Annotated in this window: 12 protein-coding genes and 1 riboswitch; of the genes, 5 read left to right on the top strand and 7 right to left on the bottom strand. The window is 54.6% G+C overall.

Annotated features, from left to right (window positions below; all coding sequences use genetic code 11):
• The first annotated feature begins 5 nt into the window (after window positions 1-5).
• Both DB48_RS14325 and DB48_RS14320 read left to right on the top strand, forming a co-directional pair.
• Complete coding sequence (locus DB48_RS14325) at window positions 6-5,795, top strand: VCBS domain-containing protein (protein ID WP_327270818.1); 5,790 nt, start codon at window positions 6-8, stop codon at window positions 5,793-5,795.
• A gap of 330 nt (window positions 5,796-6,125) precedes the next feature.
• The gene (locus DB48_RS14320; RefSeq protein ID WP_041510904.1) at window positions 6,126-7,283 is read left to right on the top strand and encodes a putative sulfate/molybdate transporter; all 1,158 of its coding nucleotides are present in this window, start codon (window positions 6,126-6,128) and stop codon (window positions 7,281-7,283) included.
• 23 nt (window positions 7,284-7,306) lie between these two features.
• Here the strand turns inward: DB48_RS14320 and DB48_RS14315 are convergent, their stop codons facing one another.
• Window positions 7,307-8,398 carry an alkene reductase gene (locus DB48_RS14315; RefSeq protein WP_041510903.1) on the bottom strand — a complete coding sequence of 364 codons (1,092 nt, stop codon included), beginning with the start codon at window positions 8,396-8,398 and terminating at the stop codon, window positions 7,307-7,309.
• A gap of 126 nt (window positions 8,399-8,524) precedes the next feature.
• On the opposite strand from DB48_RS14315, the gene DB48_RS14310 reads away from it, so the two are divergent.
• Complete coding sequence (locus DB48_RS14310) at window positions 8,525-9,442, top strand: LysR family transcriptional regulator (RefSeq protein WP_041510902.1); 918 nt, start codon at window positions 8,525-8,527, stop codon at window positions 9,440-9,442.
• Between the two features lie 139 nt (window positions 9,443-9,581).
• Here the strand turns inward: DB48_RS14310 and DB48_RS14305 are convergent, their stop codons facing one another.
• Both DB48_RS14305 and DB48_RS14300 read right to left on the bottom strand, forming a co-directional pair.
• The gene (locus DB48_RS14305) at window positions 9,582-10,955 is read right to left on the bottom strand and encodes an ammonia-forming cytochrome c nitrite reductase subunit c552 (RefSeq protein ID WP_052813795.1); all 1,374 of its coding nucleotides are present in this window, start codon (window positions 10,953-10,955) and stop codon (window positions 9,582-9,584) included.
• Between the two features lie 38 nt (window positions 10,956-10,993).
• Window positions 10,994-12,205, bottom strand: a complete 1,212-nt coding sequence (locus tag DB48_RS14300) for an NnrS family protein (RefSeq protein ID WP_041510901.1) — start codon at window positions 12,203-12,205, stop codon at window positions 10,994-10,996.
• Between the two features lie 210 nt (window positions 12,206-12,415).
• On the opposite strand from DB48_RS14300, the gene DB48_RS14295 reads away from it, so the two are divergent.
• Entirely contained in the window at window positions 12,416-12,748 is a 333-nt protein-coding gene (locus DB48_RS14295) for a thioredoxin family protein (RefSeq protein ID WP_235375410.1), read from the top strand.
• Window positions 12,749-12,753: 5 nt separating this feature from the next.
• Here DB48_RS14295 and DB48_RS14290 read toward each other — a convergent pair whose 3' ends face one another.
• The 4 genes from DB48_RS14290 to dauA all read right to left on the bottom strand — a co-directional run bounded on the left by DB48_RS14290 (window position 12,754) and on the right by dauA (window position 16,641).
• Entirely contained in the window at window positions 12,754-13,281 is a 528-nt protein-coding gene (locus tag DB48_RS14290; protein WP_041510899.1) for a NifB/NifX family molybdenum-iron cluster-binding protein, read from the bottom strand.
• Entirely contained in the window at window positions 13,278-13,574 is a 297-nt protein-coding gene (locus DB48_RS14285; RefSeq protein WP_041510917.1) for a DUF134 domain-containing protein, read from the bottom strand. The genes DB48_RS14290 and DB48_RS14285 overlap by 4 nt, the downstream gene beginning before the upstream one ends.
• Window positions 13,575-13,818: 244 nt before the next feature.
• Window positions 13,819-14,730 (bottom strand): DUF2846 domain-containing protein, encoded by a 912-nt coding sequence (locus DB48_RS14280; protein WP_235375409.1) that lies wholly within the window; start codon window positions 14,728-14,730, stop codon window positions 13,819-13,821.
• A gap of 213 nt (window positions 14,731-14,943) precedes the next feature.
• A complete protein-coding gene (gene dauA / locus DB48_RS14275) occupies window positions 14,944-16,641 on the bottom strand; it encodes a C4-dicarboxylic acid transporter DauA (RefSeq protein ID WP_041510897.1) in 1,698 nt (565 codons plus the stop codon).
• 500 nt (window positions 16,642-17,141) lie between these two features.
• Window positions 17,142-17,262: riboswitch (glycine riboswitch) on the top strand.
• A 168-nt stretch (window positions 17,263-17,430) separates the two neighbouring features.
• On the opposite strand from dauA, the gene DB48_RS14270 reads away from it, so the two are divergent.
• Window positions 17,431-18,804, top strand: a complete 1,374-nt coding sequence (locus DB48_RS14270) for an alanine/glycine:cation symporter family protein (RefSeq protein ID WP_041510896.1) — start codon at window positions 17,431-17,433, stop codon at window positions 18,802-18,804.
• The last annotated feature ends 321 nt before the right edge of the window (window positions 18,805-19,125 follow it).

Below are 19,125 nucleotides of genomic sequence, written 5' to 3'. Positions count from 1 at the left end.
TTGAACTGACCATCCACGGCACCAATGATGCCCCAGTGGTCAGTAGCGAAGTCACGTTAGCGCCGGGCATTGAAGATACACCAATGCGAATCTCCGCGGCGGAGTTACTCAGCAACGCCACAGATATAGACACGAATGATATTGGTCTACTCAGCGTAGACAATCTCAATGTTGACCATGGCTCTATCACCACCAATCCAGATGGCAGCTTTACCTTTATCCCAGAGAAAGATTACAACGGCGCGGTGCACTTCAGCTATGACGTCAAAGATGCCCATGGCGGCATCACTCACACCGGCGCCAGTACCATCTTAGCGGCAGTACAAGACAATGCCGTTATTACAGGCATAGATACAGGCAATGTTACCGAAGACCTGAATCCTCATGCCAGTGTGCAAGGTAATTACGCCTATAAATTGGAAGCTCAAGGCTCATTATCGGCCATAGACCCCGACAAAGGAGAATCTGGCTTCGACTTTAAAACACTGATCTCTGTCGCTACACATCCTGAATTCAGACCTTACATCTCGGCATTAGGCGGTGAACTCGCTATCGATCAGCAAGGTAATTGGAACTACTACATAGACAATCGAAAACCAGAAATCCAGCAGTTAGGTGAAGGTGACACGCTTAAGGACACTGTCACCATCCACTCTAAAGATGGCACTCCTCATGTCATTAGCATTACCATCCACGGCACCAATGATGCCCCAGTTGTCAAGGGTGAAGTCACATTAACCCAGGGCACAGAAGATACTGCCGTCACCTTAGATTCAACAACATTGTTGGCTCATACTACCGATATTGATACGGGGGATACCGCCCTACTGTCGGTACACAATTTGGTCGCGGTTAAACCCGATGGCACATCGGCAGGCATCATCACCAATAACCACAATGGTACATTTACCTTCACGCCAGAAACCAACTATAACGGCACAGTTAGATTTAACTTTGAAGTTCAAGATCCACACGGAGCTGCTACAGCAGCATCAGCTTCCATGACTCTAGCCGCGATCAACGATGCTGCGACACTCTCCAATATTGGTCTGTCAATCACTGAAGACAGGACCGACGCATACGCTATGCTCCATTCTGGATGGCAGAATTTAGATGTCCAAGATCCAGATGAAGCATCTCAAGAAAAAGTCGTTCAGGTTGAGATAAATGGTGTTATCCATGACTTACCTGCAAACTTCGCCGACAACATTGCAGGGCTATACGGTACCTTTAACTTTACCCACGGCACAGATGGCCACGATAAATGGAGCTATAGCGCAGACAATAATAATGCTGATATCCAAGGCCTAAAAGATGGGCAGTCGCTACATGACAGAATCGTCTTTATCACAGCAGACGGCACTCGCATCCCTACACAAGTCGACATTCATGGCCATGAAGATGGTGTGATAATTGACACACCAGCAGCAACCACTTCTGCATTAGGTGCTGTGGTAGAGGACACCCATGTCAAAGTCGAAGGTCAGTTATTGGCCCACGATGCAGACAAAGATGATGCGATTTCATGGCAACCGCAAACCATCAAAGATGCACATGGTACATTTAATCTTGACGCCAACGGACACTGGTCTTACACCTTGGATCCTGTGAGGTCACAAATACTTAAGGCTACTGACAGTTTCGCAAAAGGTTTCGACGTTACCGCCGTCTCTTCCGATGGGTCAAAATCAACACGTCATGTTGAGGTGCTAGTTCAGGGGAGCGATGATCAAACTCAGTTTTCTGGCGTAAATACAGGTCAAACACATGAAGACGGGAATGACGTTTTCCAAGTAGGGACGCAGTACCTACACGATGCCACCAACTGGCAAAAATTTGAAGTGACGGATCCTGATACTCAGATCGACCATCTAACCATTGAATCAGGTGGGCAGACTTATCAATGGGACATGCATTCCAATCTGGATATACACACACCCTACGGTATGTTTCAACTTATCCACAGTGATGGCACCAGTTTCTTACCTTCAGGACTCTTCTGGAACTACATCGGAGACAATCAAAATCCTGCCGTACAGGGCCTAAAGGCCGGCGAAACTCTCCCGCCAGAAATGATGACGCTGGTCGCGCCAGATGGCACCCGCTTTCCAATTAATGTCAAAGTTAACGGCACTGAAGATGGTGTAAAGATTGATACAAAACAGGAGCATCTTGGAGATATTGATGAACAGGGAGCAACAGCTGCGTCTGTCAGCGGCCAACTTCACGCCCATGACCTAGATACACACGATACCGTTTCATGGCATACCACACCGGCAGGTGGGTTGCAGGGGAGTTATGGCACACTAGAGATTCATGCCGATGGCTCATGGATATATGCAGTGGATCCGGCAAAAGCTGCCGTATTGGCTCCGGGTCAGCAAAAAGCTGAATACTTTAATGTCACGGCCGAATCGACAGACGGTTCGACACAAACCATAAAGATAGGCATTGATGTTCACGGCACCAACCAAAACCCCACGGTAAGTGGCGCAGTGCATCTGCCCAACGGCACCGAAGACAGGGCGGTAATACTAACTCCAGCCCTGCTCACCGCAAATACCCAAGATGTTGACTGGAATTTCATGCAGGCATTTCATGTTCAAAACCTGACAGCCGACCATGGACAGATCGCCCAAAATACAGATGGAACTTTTACCTTCACTCCAGATACTGACTACAACGGCCCGGTCACCTTTCACTACGAAGTCGTTGATCATAACGGGGGCAGAGTCTCCACCTCGGCCAATATGACACTTGGAGCCGTGAATGATGCTGCCATCATCGGCGGCATCGACACAGGTCATGTCACTGAAGATGTCAATACCTACTCACCCGTGTCATTCCTAGCCAATATGATCCATTGCAGTGGACAGCTAACGATCACCGATGCCGATACCGGTGAAGACCACTTCAATTTTAGTACGCTAGTGCATGACGTCTTTCACCCTGAGTGGGCACCTTACTCCAGCCAATTGGGCGGGCGCCTGACCATAGATCGCCAGGGAGTATGGGAATATGTTATCGACACCACTAAGCCTGAGATCCAGGCATTAGGCAAAGGTGACACCTTAAAAGACCATGTCATCATCCACTCTGCCGATGGCACATCCCATACCATTGAACTGACCATCCACGGCACCAATGATGCCCCAGTGGTCAGTAGCGAAGTCACGTTAGCGCCGGGCATTGAAGATACACCAATGCGAATCTCCGCGACGGAGTTACTCAGCAACGCCACTGATATAGACACTAATGATGTTGGTCAACTCAGCGTAGACAATCTCAATGTTGACCATGGCTCTATCACCACCAATCCAGATGGCAGCTTTACCTTTATCCCAGAGAAAGACTACAACGGCGCGGTGCACTTCAGCTATGACGTCAAAGATGCCCATGGCGGCGTGACCCACACAGGCGCGAGCACCACGCTCGCTGCTGTGAAGGATCAAGCCCGAGTCTCCGGCGATACCCGAGGTAACCTAAGTGAAGACCACAATCTAGACGCTAACAACAAGATAGCCATCACAGGACATCTCAATGTGCTTGATCCCGATGCGGGGCAACAGGCCTTCCACTCGGGTACCGCAAGTCAAGTTGACGATCCCTTCGGCGGTAGTCTGCATATCGGCGCTGATGGTAATTGGACCTATAAGGTGGATAACGCCAAGCTACAACATCTTAGTGAACACCAGGAGGTATTGGTCACTCACAGAGTCTATACCTTAGACGGCACTCCTCAGGATATTGTCATCAAGATAACCGGAACAAACGATATTCCTAAACTGGGACTAATGCAGATTTCTAGTACCACAGGACACCTATCGGTACAGGACTCCGACAACCAAGATACCCATACATTCTCGGTCATCCAGCAATCTGGGCTATTTGGCTCTCTAGTTGTTGACCCAGATACTGGCGCATATAGCTATCAGCTCAATCAAAGTGTTAGCGGCATGCATTATGACAAGGTCAGCGGCCAATACTTGGGAGTCGACACCTTCGAAGTACAAGTCAGCGACAATCACGGCGGAAGTGAAACCAAATATATCAGCTTCGACGCCAGAGTCAGCCTTACCATGCCCACAGGCACCAGCCTACAGCCCCAGTTGCATGCCACAGTCACAAGTGCGTCGCAGCTGGTAGACACTAAACCCCAAACGACATCGGCACAAACACCAGGCAATGCAATCACCTTAGCGCTGAGCCATAGCAGCGATACAGGCCATTCCGACAGCGATGGGATAACCAATAACACTCAGCCCATAGTCGAGGGACAAACGAGCATTCCATTCTCGCTGGTCACTCTCTATGAACAGGGCCACAAACTCACCAGCATTTTGAGCGACGCCAATGGCCACTATAGCGCCCCCCTCAGCAGTCTTAGCGAGGGGGCACATCAGATCACAGCTACCGCACAGGCTCCTGGCACACATAATGCCGTACAGGCTACGCCACTATCGCTCAAAGTCGATACTCAGGCGAGCATAGATATGAACCCTGTCGCCGGTGACAACATGTTACAAGCGGTCGAACAGCATCAACCGCTAATCATTAGCGGTACGGTGAGCAATGTAGAGGAGGGGCAGCAAGTCACCGTGATCCTTGGAGGACAGCAATATCATACTAGTGTACACAATGGTTGCTGGAGCACCCAGCTAAGTGGTGCCGATGTTGATGCATTGCCTGGTGGTAACCTGGAAATCAAGGCTATGGTCAGTGACTTGGCAGGCAATCAAGCACAGATGAGTAGCCCGCTATATGTGGTCGATCACGCCAACCCGATACCGACGATGAGTTTTCTTAAGCCCCCCACACCAACAGGTACGGGCTCAGTAGGCTCTCATATAACGGGCGATCTGATTGCCCCACCACTACTGCAGCAGCTTACCCCCAACGCCCAAACTAAGGGGGCCTGGGCGATCGATGATGGTCATGGACACCCGACACTAAGCCTTAGAGGCCAATACGGCACCCTGACCATAGATCCTGATACTGGCCACGTCGACTATGTCTACAACCAGGCGCCCTCACCAGGACAGAAGGCCACGGGAGGCACCCATTGGGCGGGCGAGACCATCTCGGAGACTCATCACGATATATTCCATATCCTTTACCACGATAGCCACTCCTCCAATGTGGACGTCAAGGTAAATCTGGATATTACCTATATCCACGGCCACAGCGGTCAAAACCAGCAAGCGACCCACTTGGTCGATATGACGGTAACTCCGGCAACGACAAATCCCGCTCCGCCACCTCCAGAGCTTCACGACTCACCCGAAGAGAACGGAAATCAAGAGACAGTCTATGAAACTCAGGTCTTTGTCGATCAAGTCGACGAAGACAAAGCCGAGGACAGTACAGAAAGGCAAGTAACTCGCCATGAGGAGAAGCCTACCCATGTACTCCCACATGAGGTGGCGGCTAGTGATGCCGAATCCTCTCATACTGAGGCAGAAGCACAACCACTGGCCGATGCGACACTCTCTCCAGTAGATCACTATCTCCAAATGATCGGCTTGAGTCAGCAAGATTTAACGCTGGCAGAGCATCAAGCCAAACCCGAGGTAAATCTGGATCAACCGTTGAACCGTGCTGAGCATTTCGACGCCGACGACCTTACCCTCACCACAACCGATCATTTCGACAATCCTTTGTTAGAGGAACACGAGAAGGAGAAACCGCATCCCTCGCTAGTCGATATCGAGGACCCTAGAGACGAGCTGCATGCTAACAGCCATGATGATGACCTGCTGCACAATGCCTTGAATGACATGCATAACCAGTTCTGAGCTAATCAAAAGGCCCGCTTGCGGGCCTTTGTTTATTGACTTACAGATAACACCATACTCCCCCATTGATAGCGCCCTATGACTCTGGATATCCTGCATTTAACACCTCACACTTAATCCATCCACCAGTAAATTCAACCCAAGCACTACAACATTAGCCTTCCTAAATATTGAGTTTTATTGACCCAATTGCAGTCTCGAGTGTGACAACTTGTCTCACCCTCTTAGGCTAAATGGCCCATTTTTCCTCGGTTTGGCCCATAAAAGCCTACAAAAAACATGGCATTAATTTTGCCATGAAATGAGTGATGATTTCCCACGGCAAGTAATATGAGATGTAAAACCCAAGACGTTAACCAGCTAAACAAGCACATAGGAGAATTCAGCGGCGCCTTCGCCGATCTCGGCACCTTTCTGCCTCTGGTACTTGGCCTGATCGCCATCAACCATTTCTCTCCCCAGGGGATCTTCCTCGGCTTCGGCCTGTTCGCCCTGTTCACCGCCTACTTCTATCGTCGGCCCATTCCGGTACAGCCGATGAAGGTCATTGCCGCGCTGGTGATCGCCCAGGGCCTCACACCAGGCATGCTGCAGGCCAGCGGTATCTTGATGGGATTAATACTGCTATTGCTCGCCTATAGCGGCGCCATCAGCTGGATGGCCAAACAGCTGTCGCCCGCCGTAAGCATAGGCATACAGCTGGCTATCGGCCTGCAACTCATTTGGATGGGGGGCCAGATGATGAGCGGCACCTGGCTCATAGGTATCCTGGCGTTTAGTGCCCTGTTTATGAGCCGCTTCATGCCACTCTCCTACCTGGCCATGCCTTTGGTCTTAGGTCTCGGCGTCCTGTGGCAGGTCAACCAAGGCTCGGCGCCCAGCTTCACCCTCTCTGCCACATCGGATTGGCAGCTAGGCTGGCCCAACGCTGACGAGTGGCAATCTGCCGCCCTGCTGTTGGTCTTGCCGCAGCTGGCTTTGACCCTCACCAATGCGGTGATCGCCACCTCGGCCATGGCCAGCGAAAAGTTTCCCCAAGATGCCTTGGTCGATAGCAAACGCTTTGCACCAAGGCGCTTAGCCACCAGCTCGGGCTGGGCAAATTTGCTGCTGGCACCTCTGGGAGCCACGCCTATGTGCCATGGCGCGGGCGGTCTGGCAGTGCAATACCACTTTGGCGCCAGAAGCTGGCGCGCCCCTGTGCTGTTCGGGACCTGCTGTCTGCTGATCGCCCTGTGTTGGGGGGGCACTATCGCCGAGGTACTATCGCTGATCCCCTTGGCGATCCTCGGCAGCTTGCTGGCGATTGCCGGCCTGCAACTGGCCTGGTCGAAACGCTTTCTCGATGGCAAACCCTTCTGCATCTTTGTGATCTTAGCTACCGCCGCCGTCTGTCTAACCATTAATACCGCCGCCGGACTCGCCGTCGGCGTAGTATTGGAGATGGGCCGTAGGCAATGGCACCTGATCTCAGATCTCAGGCATTAAGGCTATCGCCTAGGGCGTGATACTCAACCCGCAGCAGGATAGTCGATATAGCCTGCTGCGCCGCCGCCAAACAGTGGCCCCTTGTCGAAGTTTGCCAGCGGCAGCTTATGTTGCAGTCGATAAGGCAGATCAGGATTGGCGATGAAGGGCCGACCAAAGGCCACCATATCCGCATAACCTTGACTCAATACCTCGCTGGCGTTCGCCAGATCATAACGTCCGGCCACTATGATGCTGCCGTGAAACTGGTTACGCAGCTGTACCCTGAAGGACTCTGGGATCTGCGGCGCATCATCCCAGTCGGCCTCCGACAGGTGAAGATAGGCGATGCCCATCTGCGAAAGATGCTTAGCCGCAATCAAAATGGTATCGACAATCTCGGGGCAGTTCATGTCTTTGAATGTCACGAAGGGAGCAAGGCGCACGCCAACCCGCTCGGCGCCTATTCTATCGCTGACGGCCGCTACCACCTCCAACAGAAAGCGAATCCGCCGACCGGCATCACCACCATAGGCATCGCGGCGCTTGTTAGAGTTGGTACGCAGGAACTGATCGATGAGATAACCATTGCCCCCATGGATCTCCACCCCATCGAAGCCTGCCGCAACCGCATTAACGGCCGCCTCGGCAAAGTCTTCGACCACGCGATCTATATCCTCTTGTGTCATCTCTCTTGGCTGCGGACAATCGACCATCTGCCCCTCGGGATGTTGCTCATCCACTACCCAAACCTGGGTGCCCTCTGGCTTGATGGCCGAGGGTGCCATGGGTGCCTCGCCCCCCTGAAAGACGGGATGTGACACCCTGCCCACATGCCAGAGCTGATTGAAGATCTTGCCGCCCGCACTGTGCACCGCATCAGTCACCTGACGCCAGCCATCGATCTGCGCCTGGGTATAGATACCCGGGGTAAAAGAGTACCCCTGGCTATCGTCGGAGATCTGGGTCGCCTCGGTGACAATGAGCCCCGCCGAGGCGCGCTGAGCATAATAAGTCGCCATCATCTGATTGGGCAGATTGCCCGGCTGGCTGGTGCGTGAGCGGGTCATGGGCGCCATGACAATACGGTTGGCCAAGGTATGCTGGCCCATCTGGTAGGAGTTAAAGAGTTTCATCGGGTTTCCTTATGCCGATAGCTGGCGGCAATTACATTCAAGTTGTTCGATGAAACCGAGTTTATTACCCGTTACATAATTTGATAATTAGGCTAGTATTGAAATCATTTTCAAAAAATTTTTGATATGTATCATCTCAAAGATCTGCAACTAGCGATCCGCATCGCCGACCTGCACAGCGTATCGGCCGCCGCCCGCGAACTGGGTATGACTCCGGCATCGGCTAGCGCCGCCCTGCAGCGCCTGGAACATAAACTCAACTGCCAGCTATTTGCTCGCTCGACCCGCAACATGCAGCTCACCGAGGAGGGACAGGCCTTCATCGAAACCGGGCGTCAGGCGCTCAATCTATTGCAAAACGCCAGCGATGCACTGGCCGATAACCGCGGTGAGCTCAGGGGTGAGCTGCGTATCGCCCTGCCCTCAGATCTCGGTCGCAACCGCGTCAGAGGCTGGCTGGACGAGCTAGCGGCCCAGGCGCCCGACTTGACCCTGCGCCTCTATTTTGGCGATCAGATGGAAGACCTCATCGCCCAGAATGTCCATCTGGCGTTGAGGTACGGTGAACTGCCAGACTCCTCCCTGATGCGTCGGCAACTTGCACGTATGCACAGGGTGGCAGTCGCCGCCCCGGACTACTTAGCACGACATGGCCGACCCAGCCATCCCCAGCAGCTAAGCCAACATAAGATCTTGCTGCTCAACCGGGGCAACACCCCATGGCACAAGTGGCACTTTGCCGACAAACAAGCACCGCTGGAGGTAGAGCTTAGGGGGATTAAGAGTTGCAACGACGGCGCCGTCATCAAGGAGTGGGCACTCGCCGCTGAAGGGATCGCCTATAAGAGTTGGTTCGATGTGGCTCAAGAGGTAGCAGAGGGCAGGCTCGAACTTCTGCTGACAGATTATCTGGCCGAGCCGATCCCGCTACAGCTCACCTACCTGCAGACAGATTATCCCAGCCATAAGGTCCGCACCTGTATCGAGTTTCTGAAGATGAAATGCCAGGCGTTCGACAGTCACTATCCGCTGCCAAAGTCCTAGAGCTGGGTTATTTAACAGTTTTTTTAAATAGCCTCCTAGGACAAGCAGCTAAATAAGCCCCGGCCCCCAAATACCAAAACGCCGACCCAGATACAGATCCAAGGGTCGGCGTTGTTCAAACCGAGTGAGTTAAGAGCAGTTAGTAACCCGTACGACTCACCGCGGGCCAATGCTTGTCAACCTCTTGCTTGATGAAGGCCTGCTTGGCTTTGGTCAGTTTTTCCAGTTCGATGCCCACCGCCTGCTGCGCCGCCTCCTTGCTGGAAATATCGGGATAGCTCACCTCGCTGACAGACAACATGCTCAGGATCTCCGCAAGGGCGCTACGCGCATATTCGGCCTGCTTAATCGCCGTATCCAGTAGGGCGTTGGCCTCCTGAGGGTTATGGGCATAGCTGCCGTGTGACGACATGGCAAAGTCCCATCGCCACTGGGCATGGCGAATCGCCATGATGGCATCGTTCATGATGGCCCAGCTTGCGCCGGCATCCCAGGCGGCCCCGGCCTCGTAGTGGGCCTTAACCAGCAACAGCTCTACATGTCTCGCCTTCTCGGCAATCTGCGACTTAGCCGAGTTAAGCTGCTTCATCAGCGTCTGTTTACTCTCGTGGCAGCCCTGACACACGGCGTCATAGTTTGGCAGCGCCTTGCCCACCTGATGGTTAGTGTAGGCCTTGCCCTCGCTATCTGTGGCCGCAGGCATGTGGCAGGTCACACAGGTCACGCCCGCCTTGGCGTGTTCGCTGCGGCTCCAATGCTCAAACTCTGGATGGCGCGCCTTGAGAATAGGCGTCTTGGAGATGGGATGGATCCACTCGTAGAAACGGCGGGTATCATAATACTTTTCAATCAGATCCGCGCTGCTGCCAAAGATCCAGGGGATGTTGACCTTGTTGCTGCGCTCCGGCTGGAAATAATAGGTCACATGGCACTGGCCGCACACCTGCGCCCCCTTCATCGCCTCATCTTGCTTGTCGAACGGCAGATGCACCTTAGCCATGGCGTCGCGGGCGTGGGGACGGGGCAGGGTCAAGGCCGCCTTGCCCTTGACGTGACAGTCGCTACAGTAGACGACACTGTTCATCTCGCTACCGAGATCGGTGAAGTTTTTCGCCGAGAAGCCTTCGACGCCCAGCTCATCGATAAGCCTCGGCACATCCGGCGACTTACAGGTCCAGCAGCTCGCCGACAGCCCTTTCGTGCCTTCCGTAGGCGGTACGCCGGTACGCAGTGTGTGGGTCACGTCCGCCACCGCAAACTGATGTCCCCTGGGGCTGTGATACTCCTTGGCGTAGGCAGATCCCGCCCAGAGTATGATGGCGGCAGGATAGCTGGCCAACATGTCGCTGCGCGCCGCCTGGGTAGAGGTCGCCTGCCAGCTGGCATATTGATTGGGATACTTGGCCTGCATCGCATCTGGGCTCACGTCCGCCGCTAGGGCGGGACTCAATGCGAGGGAACTCAGGCCGCACCAGCCCAGTAGATTCAGTGCGATGGCGGTTAATTTCTTCATACGCGTTTGCAACTCCTTAATAGCTTTCACCGTCACGGTTATCCCGGACGTCCGTCGACTCTGGGCCGGGTTAAAATGGGGGCATAGCACCAGACAAACCAGCCAAAGGCCAGGCTCCAGCAGCTACCGGCTATCCAGAGCCATAGCTCACTGTGGGCGGGAAACCACAAGGGCATCACGGCCCGGCACAGGGCCGCCAGGGTGATCGCCAGAAAGGCCGGCGCCATCTTGGGTCCCTGATAGATGTTACGACTGGTATGCCCAAGGGAGACACGGGAGATCATCGACAGACAGAGCCCCGCCATGGTGCCTATGGCAAACAGGTGCAGCAGATGACGATAGGCGTTTTCATCATCTATATTCCAGGCAATTGCCGCCAGGGTTAACGGCAGACACAGATAAGCCAGCTGCAACGACCAGAGCATAGGCTCCTTCAGCGTCTTGTGAGGCAACCAGCGACTCCAGCGCAGCAGATGCGCAAGCGCCGTCATCGCCAGCAAGGCCTGCTCGGCGCCGAGTGGCAGATATTGAGTGATGCCTTGGATAATCAATAGGATCATCAGGCCGATCAGACTCAGATCCAGCGCCTGAATAGGCTCGGGCTTGGGCTGTTTGATCCGCACTGCGGTAAAGAAGGGGATCACCCGCCCACCGACGATAGTGATCAGCAGCCCCAGCCACCAGAGCATGCCCTGCCAAATATGATGGCTCAGCACGAAGTCACGCTGACTCAGGGCATAATAGCTCAGCAGGTTAATGCCGGTCGCCACCAGCAACATGATGGGAAAGCCTATGTTGCGCCACTGTTTGACCCGGTAGATACAGGTCCAGAGCTTGGCGGCGCTCAGCAGCAGAAACAGGCTGTCAAACAGCGCAGGTAACCAGACGGGCAGCTCCAGCGGCGCCAATAAGAACACGCGCGCCAGCAGCCAACAGGCAAACACTATCGCGAGCGGCCAGCCCTTGAGGCTGGGTTGATTGGTCCAGGTCTGGACCGAGGTCAGCAGGAAGCCACAGACGATCGCCATGGCAAAGCCAAACAGCAACTCGTGGGGATGCCACCAAAGCGGCACCACCTTCACCCAAAACTGAGATCTCAGCAGGCTCATCTCGGGCAAATACCAGGTCACCAGCCACAGCGGCACGTAGAGGGCCGCCAACAGAGCACCACCTAGGAAGAAGGGTCTGAACCCCAGGCGCCAAATCGCCGGCGTCTTGTCGACCACTTTAGGATCATCAATATTAAGCATCTGCAGCGCCTCGGCCTGAATGAGTAGTTAAACAAACATCTTGAATATCGCTTTAATGCTGCCAGTCTACTCAGAGGGCATATGACGGACAATGGATATTCGAACCGAACAAAAGAAGTGTGAACCAGATAGGTAAAATAGGCTATGATGTTGTTTTTAAATACCTCTTTAGAGGCATGCTGACATCTGGCACAGAGAAGGATAAGACAGGTGAGATCTTTACACACAGACTCTTTGGCGGCATTGCACGCCTACCTGAAAACGCAGCAGGCGGTACTCTTGTTATTTGGCGCTCCCGACTGCGGTGTCTGTCACAGCATTAAACCCAGGCTGAAACAGCTACTCGAGACCGAGTATCCCAAGATGCAGCTTTGTTATATCGACTGTGCAGAGCAGGGCGAGATCGCCGCCGCCCACCGAGTCTTTACCCTACCCGTTGTTGAACTCTACTTTCACGGCCAGCCCTTCGAGCGTTTCATCAAGGTCTTCTCTATGGCCGAAGTAAGAGAGGCGATCGCTCGCCCCTATCAACTGCTGGACTGACGGGCCTAACTCAGGGGGCGAAAACCACTATAGGAGGCAGACGCCTGTTCAGCCTGGGCTGACTCAGGCTTTTGTAGCAAGCTCGATACCTCTGGCTTAGGCTTGTGACCGCCGCAACCACATCCGCCCTCGGCCGAACCACAGTTTCCCCCGCTGGCGCAACAACCACCCTTATTGGCGTGATTGAGCGACGCCCTTCCCTGTGAGGCATCCACCAGACGACGCTCCAGCAGCTGCGTCTGATCCAGCAACACTTCGATGCTCTCGGCGTTATCGCCCTGGCTGACGCCAATCCCTGCCGCCAGCAACTTACCCAGCATGCGCTCGCCGATATGCTGCACTATCACTATGTCTGTCTTCTGCGCCTTGATTAGACTCAGCAGCTCGCTCTTGGCACGACAGCCACCGCCATCTAAGGCCGGATTGTCGAAACTAGTGATCAGCTGGTGATATTCGTTGAAGAAGCCAATACGCTGCGCCTTGGTAAAATGCGCCGCCAGACGGCCCCTGCTCATGGGCATAGCTATTATCATGATGATTCCTTAGGATTCGATGTCGGTAATTTGATGGCCTGCCCCTGCGTAATAGCCTTTGCCACCTTGTGACGGGCACTCGCCAGCAGATTGCCGAAGGTCTGGCGCGAGATCCCCATAGACGCAGCCGCCTCCAGTTGACTGAGCCGCTGCACATCGCCGAGCGCCAAGGCCTCAAACTCGTCGGCCTCAAGCTGGACTTGCTCTAACTCCACACTGGGGATCCCATTGGGTTTAAACAGGCTACAGGGCGGACGACACTGCAAATGACGACATTTCTTGGGTCTTGGCATGACCATTACCTTCATCGATTACATAGCAAGACGTTCAGTAGCATCCTCCACGGCGCAATATTAAGGCTGTGGCGAGGACCAGCTGAACACGAGTTATTGGCCTAGGCCAATAACTCGATTTTGGGTCATCTCATCGATGAAAACTGAGGGGCGAGTCACACTGGGTTGTATTCGTAAAGCCTTAAAAACAAAAAGGCGAACCACCTTTAACAGTGATTCGCCTCAAGCCATAACCGCCTATCAATTACAGCGCGTGCTGCTTATTCAATACTCGCTTGCTCATCTCGCCGGCATCGATACTTTTAAACTTTGGCGTCAGGTATTCGCGGGCCATCTCGACACGCTGTGCAAACTCACTCTGATTCACCACGGCCTCATCAACCACCATCAACTTAGCCTTGGCCTGCCACTTCTTAATGGTCTTGGCCGACTTGACGGGATCGATAGGTAATATCTGTACATGGGCCTGATTCCATCCCATGTCCACATCATATTCGACCACATACTCCTTGCCCGCCTCGACCTCGGCTTCCAGCACAGAGTAACGCTCGGAGAGTGAGACGAAGGTATGCTTGCCCGGCGTGACTCTCACCTGAAAATAGGTGCCCGCCTTGGTGCTACCCACATAGCCGTTTTCCGACCAGATATCGAAAGGCACTTCACCTATCAGGGTCTCCATACGGTAGAAGTTAATCACCGCCGTCTCGGCATCGGGCTTAATCGGTTCAACGCCGAGTTTCATCACGGGGAAACCCAGCAAGGCAGGGTTGGCCATCAGGTTATCGTAAGCATCGTTGTTTCGCGGCGCGCCGATATCTTTGGCCTTCTTGGTCTGCATGATCATCGAGACACCGAGATCCCGTTCGACCTCCTTCATCTTACCCGTGGTGTAATCTATGGTCAGGTACACAGTCTCACCGGGACGATTATCCACACGGCTATAACCGAACCCCACCAAGCCCTGCACCAAGTGCACAGAGTTCAGCCCGGTTGCCAGCTTCAGCAAGGTATGGCTGCCGTTGGAGAGATCGGCAACCACATCTTTGTTGGCCGCCACCCAGGCACCGCGGGCACCGCCCTGAAAGTTAGCGCCGCGGATCACATAGACGAAGGTTTCCTCCTGAGTCGGTGTCGCCTCAGGCTTAAACTGACTCACCAACTCGGGGTCAACCTTATAAGAGGTGGCACAACCCGTTGTCAGCCCTAATAGGAGGACTCCTAAAATTAGTGAAAAATGTTTTTGTATCTTGTAGTTAGTCACGATTTTTGTTCCCTCAAAAAAAAAGAAACTAGAAGCTACTGCTACAACTAAAGACTGTCAACAAAAATACAACAAATGTATTAGGCGGCGCCAAATATCCAGATAAGCCTACTCCTGTGCGGCCATACGCCGTGCCAGGGTAAAGCTGTCATCCATGGTGCGAGCATATTCCACCTGACCGCGACGCTTACGGATCCCCGCCCGCCTGAGCTTGAGCAGCATACGTGGTTGCAGGTTGTTGATGATGAGCCCCACCCGCTTGGCCGAGAGATCTTGGGCGATCGACTCCATGGCGACGATGGCGCTCATGTCCAGCAGCGTCACCTCCGACATATCCAGAATCACTACCCGCACATCGGGGCGCACCAGGGCGATGGTCTTGAGCGCCTTGTGGGCCGAGCCAAAAAACAGCGGCCCATTGATGTCATACACCACCACGCTCTCAGGCACCTGGTAGGCCTGATGATTGGTCTCCACGGCTCTGGCATCGGTCAGGCTGATGCTGCGGCGAATAAACAACATGGCCGCCAAGCCCATGCCTACCGCCACCGCAATGGTCATGTCGAACAGCACGGTCAGGGCGAAACAGAGCAGCAGAATCAGCACATCGTCCCTAGGCGCCACCTTGAGGGTACGGGCAAAGTGTTTGGCCTCGCTCATGTTCCAGGCGACCACCAGCAGCAACGCCGCCATCGAGGCCATGGGAATATAGGACAGCAGCGGCGCCAGCAGGAGGATCCCCGCCAGAATAAACAGGCCATGTACCACAGAGGCCAGCGGCATGGTTCCGCCCGCCTTAACATTGGCCGCGGTGCGGGCGATAGCAGCCGTCGCCGGAATACCGCCAAACAGCGGCACCAGCATGTTACCTATGCCCTGGCCGATCAGCTCATCATTGGGATTATGTTTCTTGCCCGACATGCCGTCGGCCACCACGGCGCACAGCAGGGATTCCAGCGCCCCGAGTATGGCGATGGTAATGGCCGAGGGCAGCAGCTCGCGCACCAGCTCGAAGCTCATGCCGATAGGCTGGCCATCGGCGCCCGGCAGGTTCCACGGCCACTCGAAGCTCGGCATGATAGGCGGAATACCGCTGCCCAGTACGCCGTCCAGTTCATAGTGAAAGCGACTGCCTATGGTCGCCACCGAGAAATCAGCAAGCATCTGGGTCATGATCCAGGCGCACAAGGCGCCAACTAACAGGGCAGCCAGATGCGCCGGCACCTTTGACTTGAGCCTGGGCCAGGCCAACAGCACGGCTAGGGTTAAGCCGCCCACCAGCGTCTCCTGCCAATTTATGCTGGTCAGCGCCTGGGCGATGTAAGAGAGTTTCTCCAGATAGTGTTCACCACCGGCAGCCACGTCGAGGCCGAAGAAGTCCTTGATCTGAAAGGTGGCGATCACCACACCTATGCCTGCGGTAAAGCCGACGGTAACCGGATAGGGCACTATCTCGATCAACTTACCCAGCTTGCCCAGCCCCATCAGCAGCAGTATCACCCCGGCCATCAGGCCGCTAAGCAACAATCCCCCCAGACCAAACTGCTGCACTATGGGCAGCAGAATCACCACAAAGGCCGCCGTCGGCCCCGAGATGTTGACCTTAGAGCCGCCACACAGGGCGATCACTATGCCGGCGATCATCGCCGTGTAGAGGCCGTGCTGAGGCGGCACGCCACTGGCGATCGCCAGGGCCATTGAGAGTGGCAGGGCAATCACCCCCACGGTCAATCCCGCCCATATATTTGTCTGTATCTCCTGAGTAGAAGGTTTAGCGCTGATGCTTTTCTTGAGTGCTGATAACATTTTGATCCCGATGAAATAATGCTAGCGGCCGCAACACAATAGCGGACATCTGAGTGTAACGAGTCGAGATCAAGGCTTGTCTGCGCTTGGCAAAAAATGGCAAGTCGTGAGGTGACGATACACCTGAATGTCTGTGAGCCCTAAGGCTGGACAGCTAAGCAAGGTATGCCAGTATGACCACAAGGTGGATACGAGCATTTATTCTAAACCCTGCGAGGGCAGCAAGTTAAGGGGCAAAACAAAAAATTTGCTTCGCCTTTGGTCGAAGATCCCTAACGATATTCGACTTAAGGCCACAAATTGTGACTCGTCCCCCTTGAGCCGACGCGGCATTTGACGCATGCTATCCGGCCCGGGGGCTGCCGCCCCCGGATTCCGTTCGGATGAAGGTAGCAGGAGAGTGGGGAGTCAACCCCACACCGACGAGGCAAGTTTGTCGCCAGACGTTATCGGCGAGAAACCACTCTTTCAGGTGCCATAGTATGGCGTGGACTGTTACTGGACGAGCCTCTGGAGAGACTGTGAGCCTAGGATGATCCCTGGGTATTACGGCGCCGAAGGCGAAAGTGCAGCCCCACATGGCTGCGCGAAACGCTCAGGCAAAAGGACAGAGGAGAGGATGACTGTCGCGGTTATAGCCATGGCTATATTCAGTCACTGTCGTTTGTCGCTTTTAGCTTGTTGGTGCACGCCAATGGCTCACAGACGTCGGTCTCCACACAGACATTTCTTTTCCTCCTCCATATTAGAGGGTCAACAGACCCTAGAGTTTAATATTCGAGGAACATCATGAATTTTCACGCGTTACTAAGCGAGATCAACGCCATCGTCTGGGGCCCTATCACCCTCTGCCTGTTAGTCGGCACGGGCCTCTATCTCACGCTGCGTTTGCGGCTCATCCAGATCTTCAAGCTGCCACTGGCGCTCAAACTGCTGTTTAAACCCGCCAGCGGCAAGGGCGATCTCTCCTCCTTCGCCGCCCTGTGCACCGCCCTGTCGGCCACCATAGGCACGGGCAATATCGTCGGCGTGGCCACCGCCATCAAGATCGGCGGCCCAGGCGCCCTCTTCTGGATGTGGCTGGCGGCCTTCTTCGGTATGGCGACCAAGTATGGCGAGTGTATGCTAGCGCTCAAGTATCGCACCACAGATGCACGCGGCAATATCGCCGGCGGCCCCATGTATTACATAGAACGCGGACTAGGCCTAGGCTGGCTGGCCAAGCTGTTTGCCCTATTCGGCGTAGGCGTGGCCTTCTTCGGCATTGGCACCTTTGCCCAGGTCAACGCCATCAGTGACGCCATGACCATCGCCTTTCATGTACCTGGCTGGGTAACGGCGCTGGTGCTCACCCTATTGGTGGCGGCTGTCACCCTGGGCGGCGTCAAGCGGATCGCCAAGGTGGCACAGAAACTGGTGCCCAGCATGGCCCTGGGCTATCTGCTGGCCTGCTTGTGGATCCTATTCACCTTTAGCGACCAGATAGTTCCGGCGCTGCAGCTGGTGATCCACTCGGCCTTCAGCCCCATCTCGGCCGCCGGCGGCTTCCTCGGTGCCACGGTCGCCCAGGCGATTCAGATAGGTATCGCCCGCGGCGTCTTCTCTAACGAGTCGGGGCTGGGCAGCGCCCCCATAGCGGCCGCCGCCGCCAAGACCAAGGAGCCGGTCGAACAGGGGCTGGTGAGCATGACGGGAACCTTCTTCGATACCCTGCTTATCTGCACCATGACCGGGCTGGTGCTGATCATCACAGGGGTCTGGAGCGGCGATGCAGCCGGCGCGGCCATGACCAGCGCCGCCTTCGCCACCGGCGGCTCAGCCCTCATCGGCCAATACCTGGTGACCATCGCCCTGGTCTGCTTCGCCTTCACCACCATACTGGGCTGGCACTACTATGGCGAGCGCTGCTGGTACTATCTCACAGGGCAGAAACTGGGCGAACACGGCATAAAGATCTATCAGTTTATCTTTCTGAGTCTCATCGCCCTGGGCGCCTTTATTCAGCTGGATCTTATCTGGCTGCTGGCCGATACCGTCAACGGCCTGATGGCGATTCCCAACCTCATCGCCCTCATCGGCCTGCGTAAGGTGATCATCAGCGATACGCTCAGCTATTTCGCCGCCAGAGAGCGCCAAGGTGAACAACAGGAGCTGACCGCCTGATCTCTCATCCGTGATCGTGCGCCGAGGGCGGCGATCACAACAAGTCGCCAAAAGCTGATCGAGATCAAATACCCGAGTAATTTAATCAAGTACTCTGTGGCCACTTAATCGAGATAACAGGAGTATTTATGAGTTGTTGTGGCGGATGCGGCGGACAGGCCGAAAAACCGAAACAGGAAGAGACCAATCAAGACAAGGCTAGCCAGCAGGAGGCCAAGACGGATCAGGCTAAGGATTAGGCACCATCTCACCCTCCCTACACCACTGCATCAAAAAGCCGGCTCTCATCACCGGCTTTTATTTTGCTAGCATCTATCCACC

The sequence above is a fragment of the Shewanella sp. cp20 genome, from assembly GCF_000832025.1.
Taxonomy (GTDB): Bacteria; Pseudomonadota; Gammaproteobacteria; order Enterobacterales; family Shewanellaceae; genus Shewanella.
The sequence above is the reverse complement of the archived record's forward strand: the minus strand, read 5'-3'. Positions and strand labels throughout refer to the sequence as shown.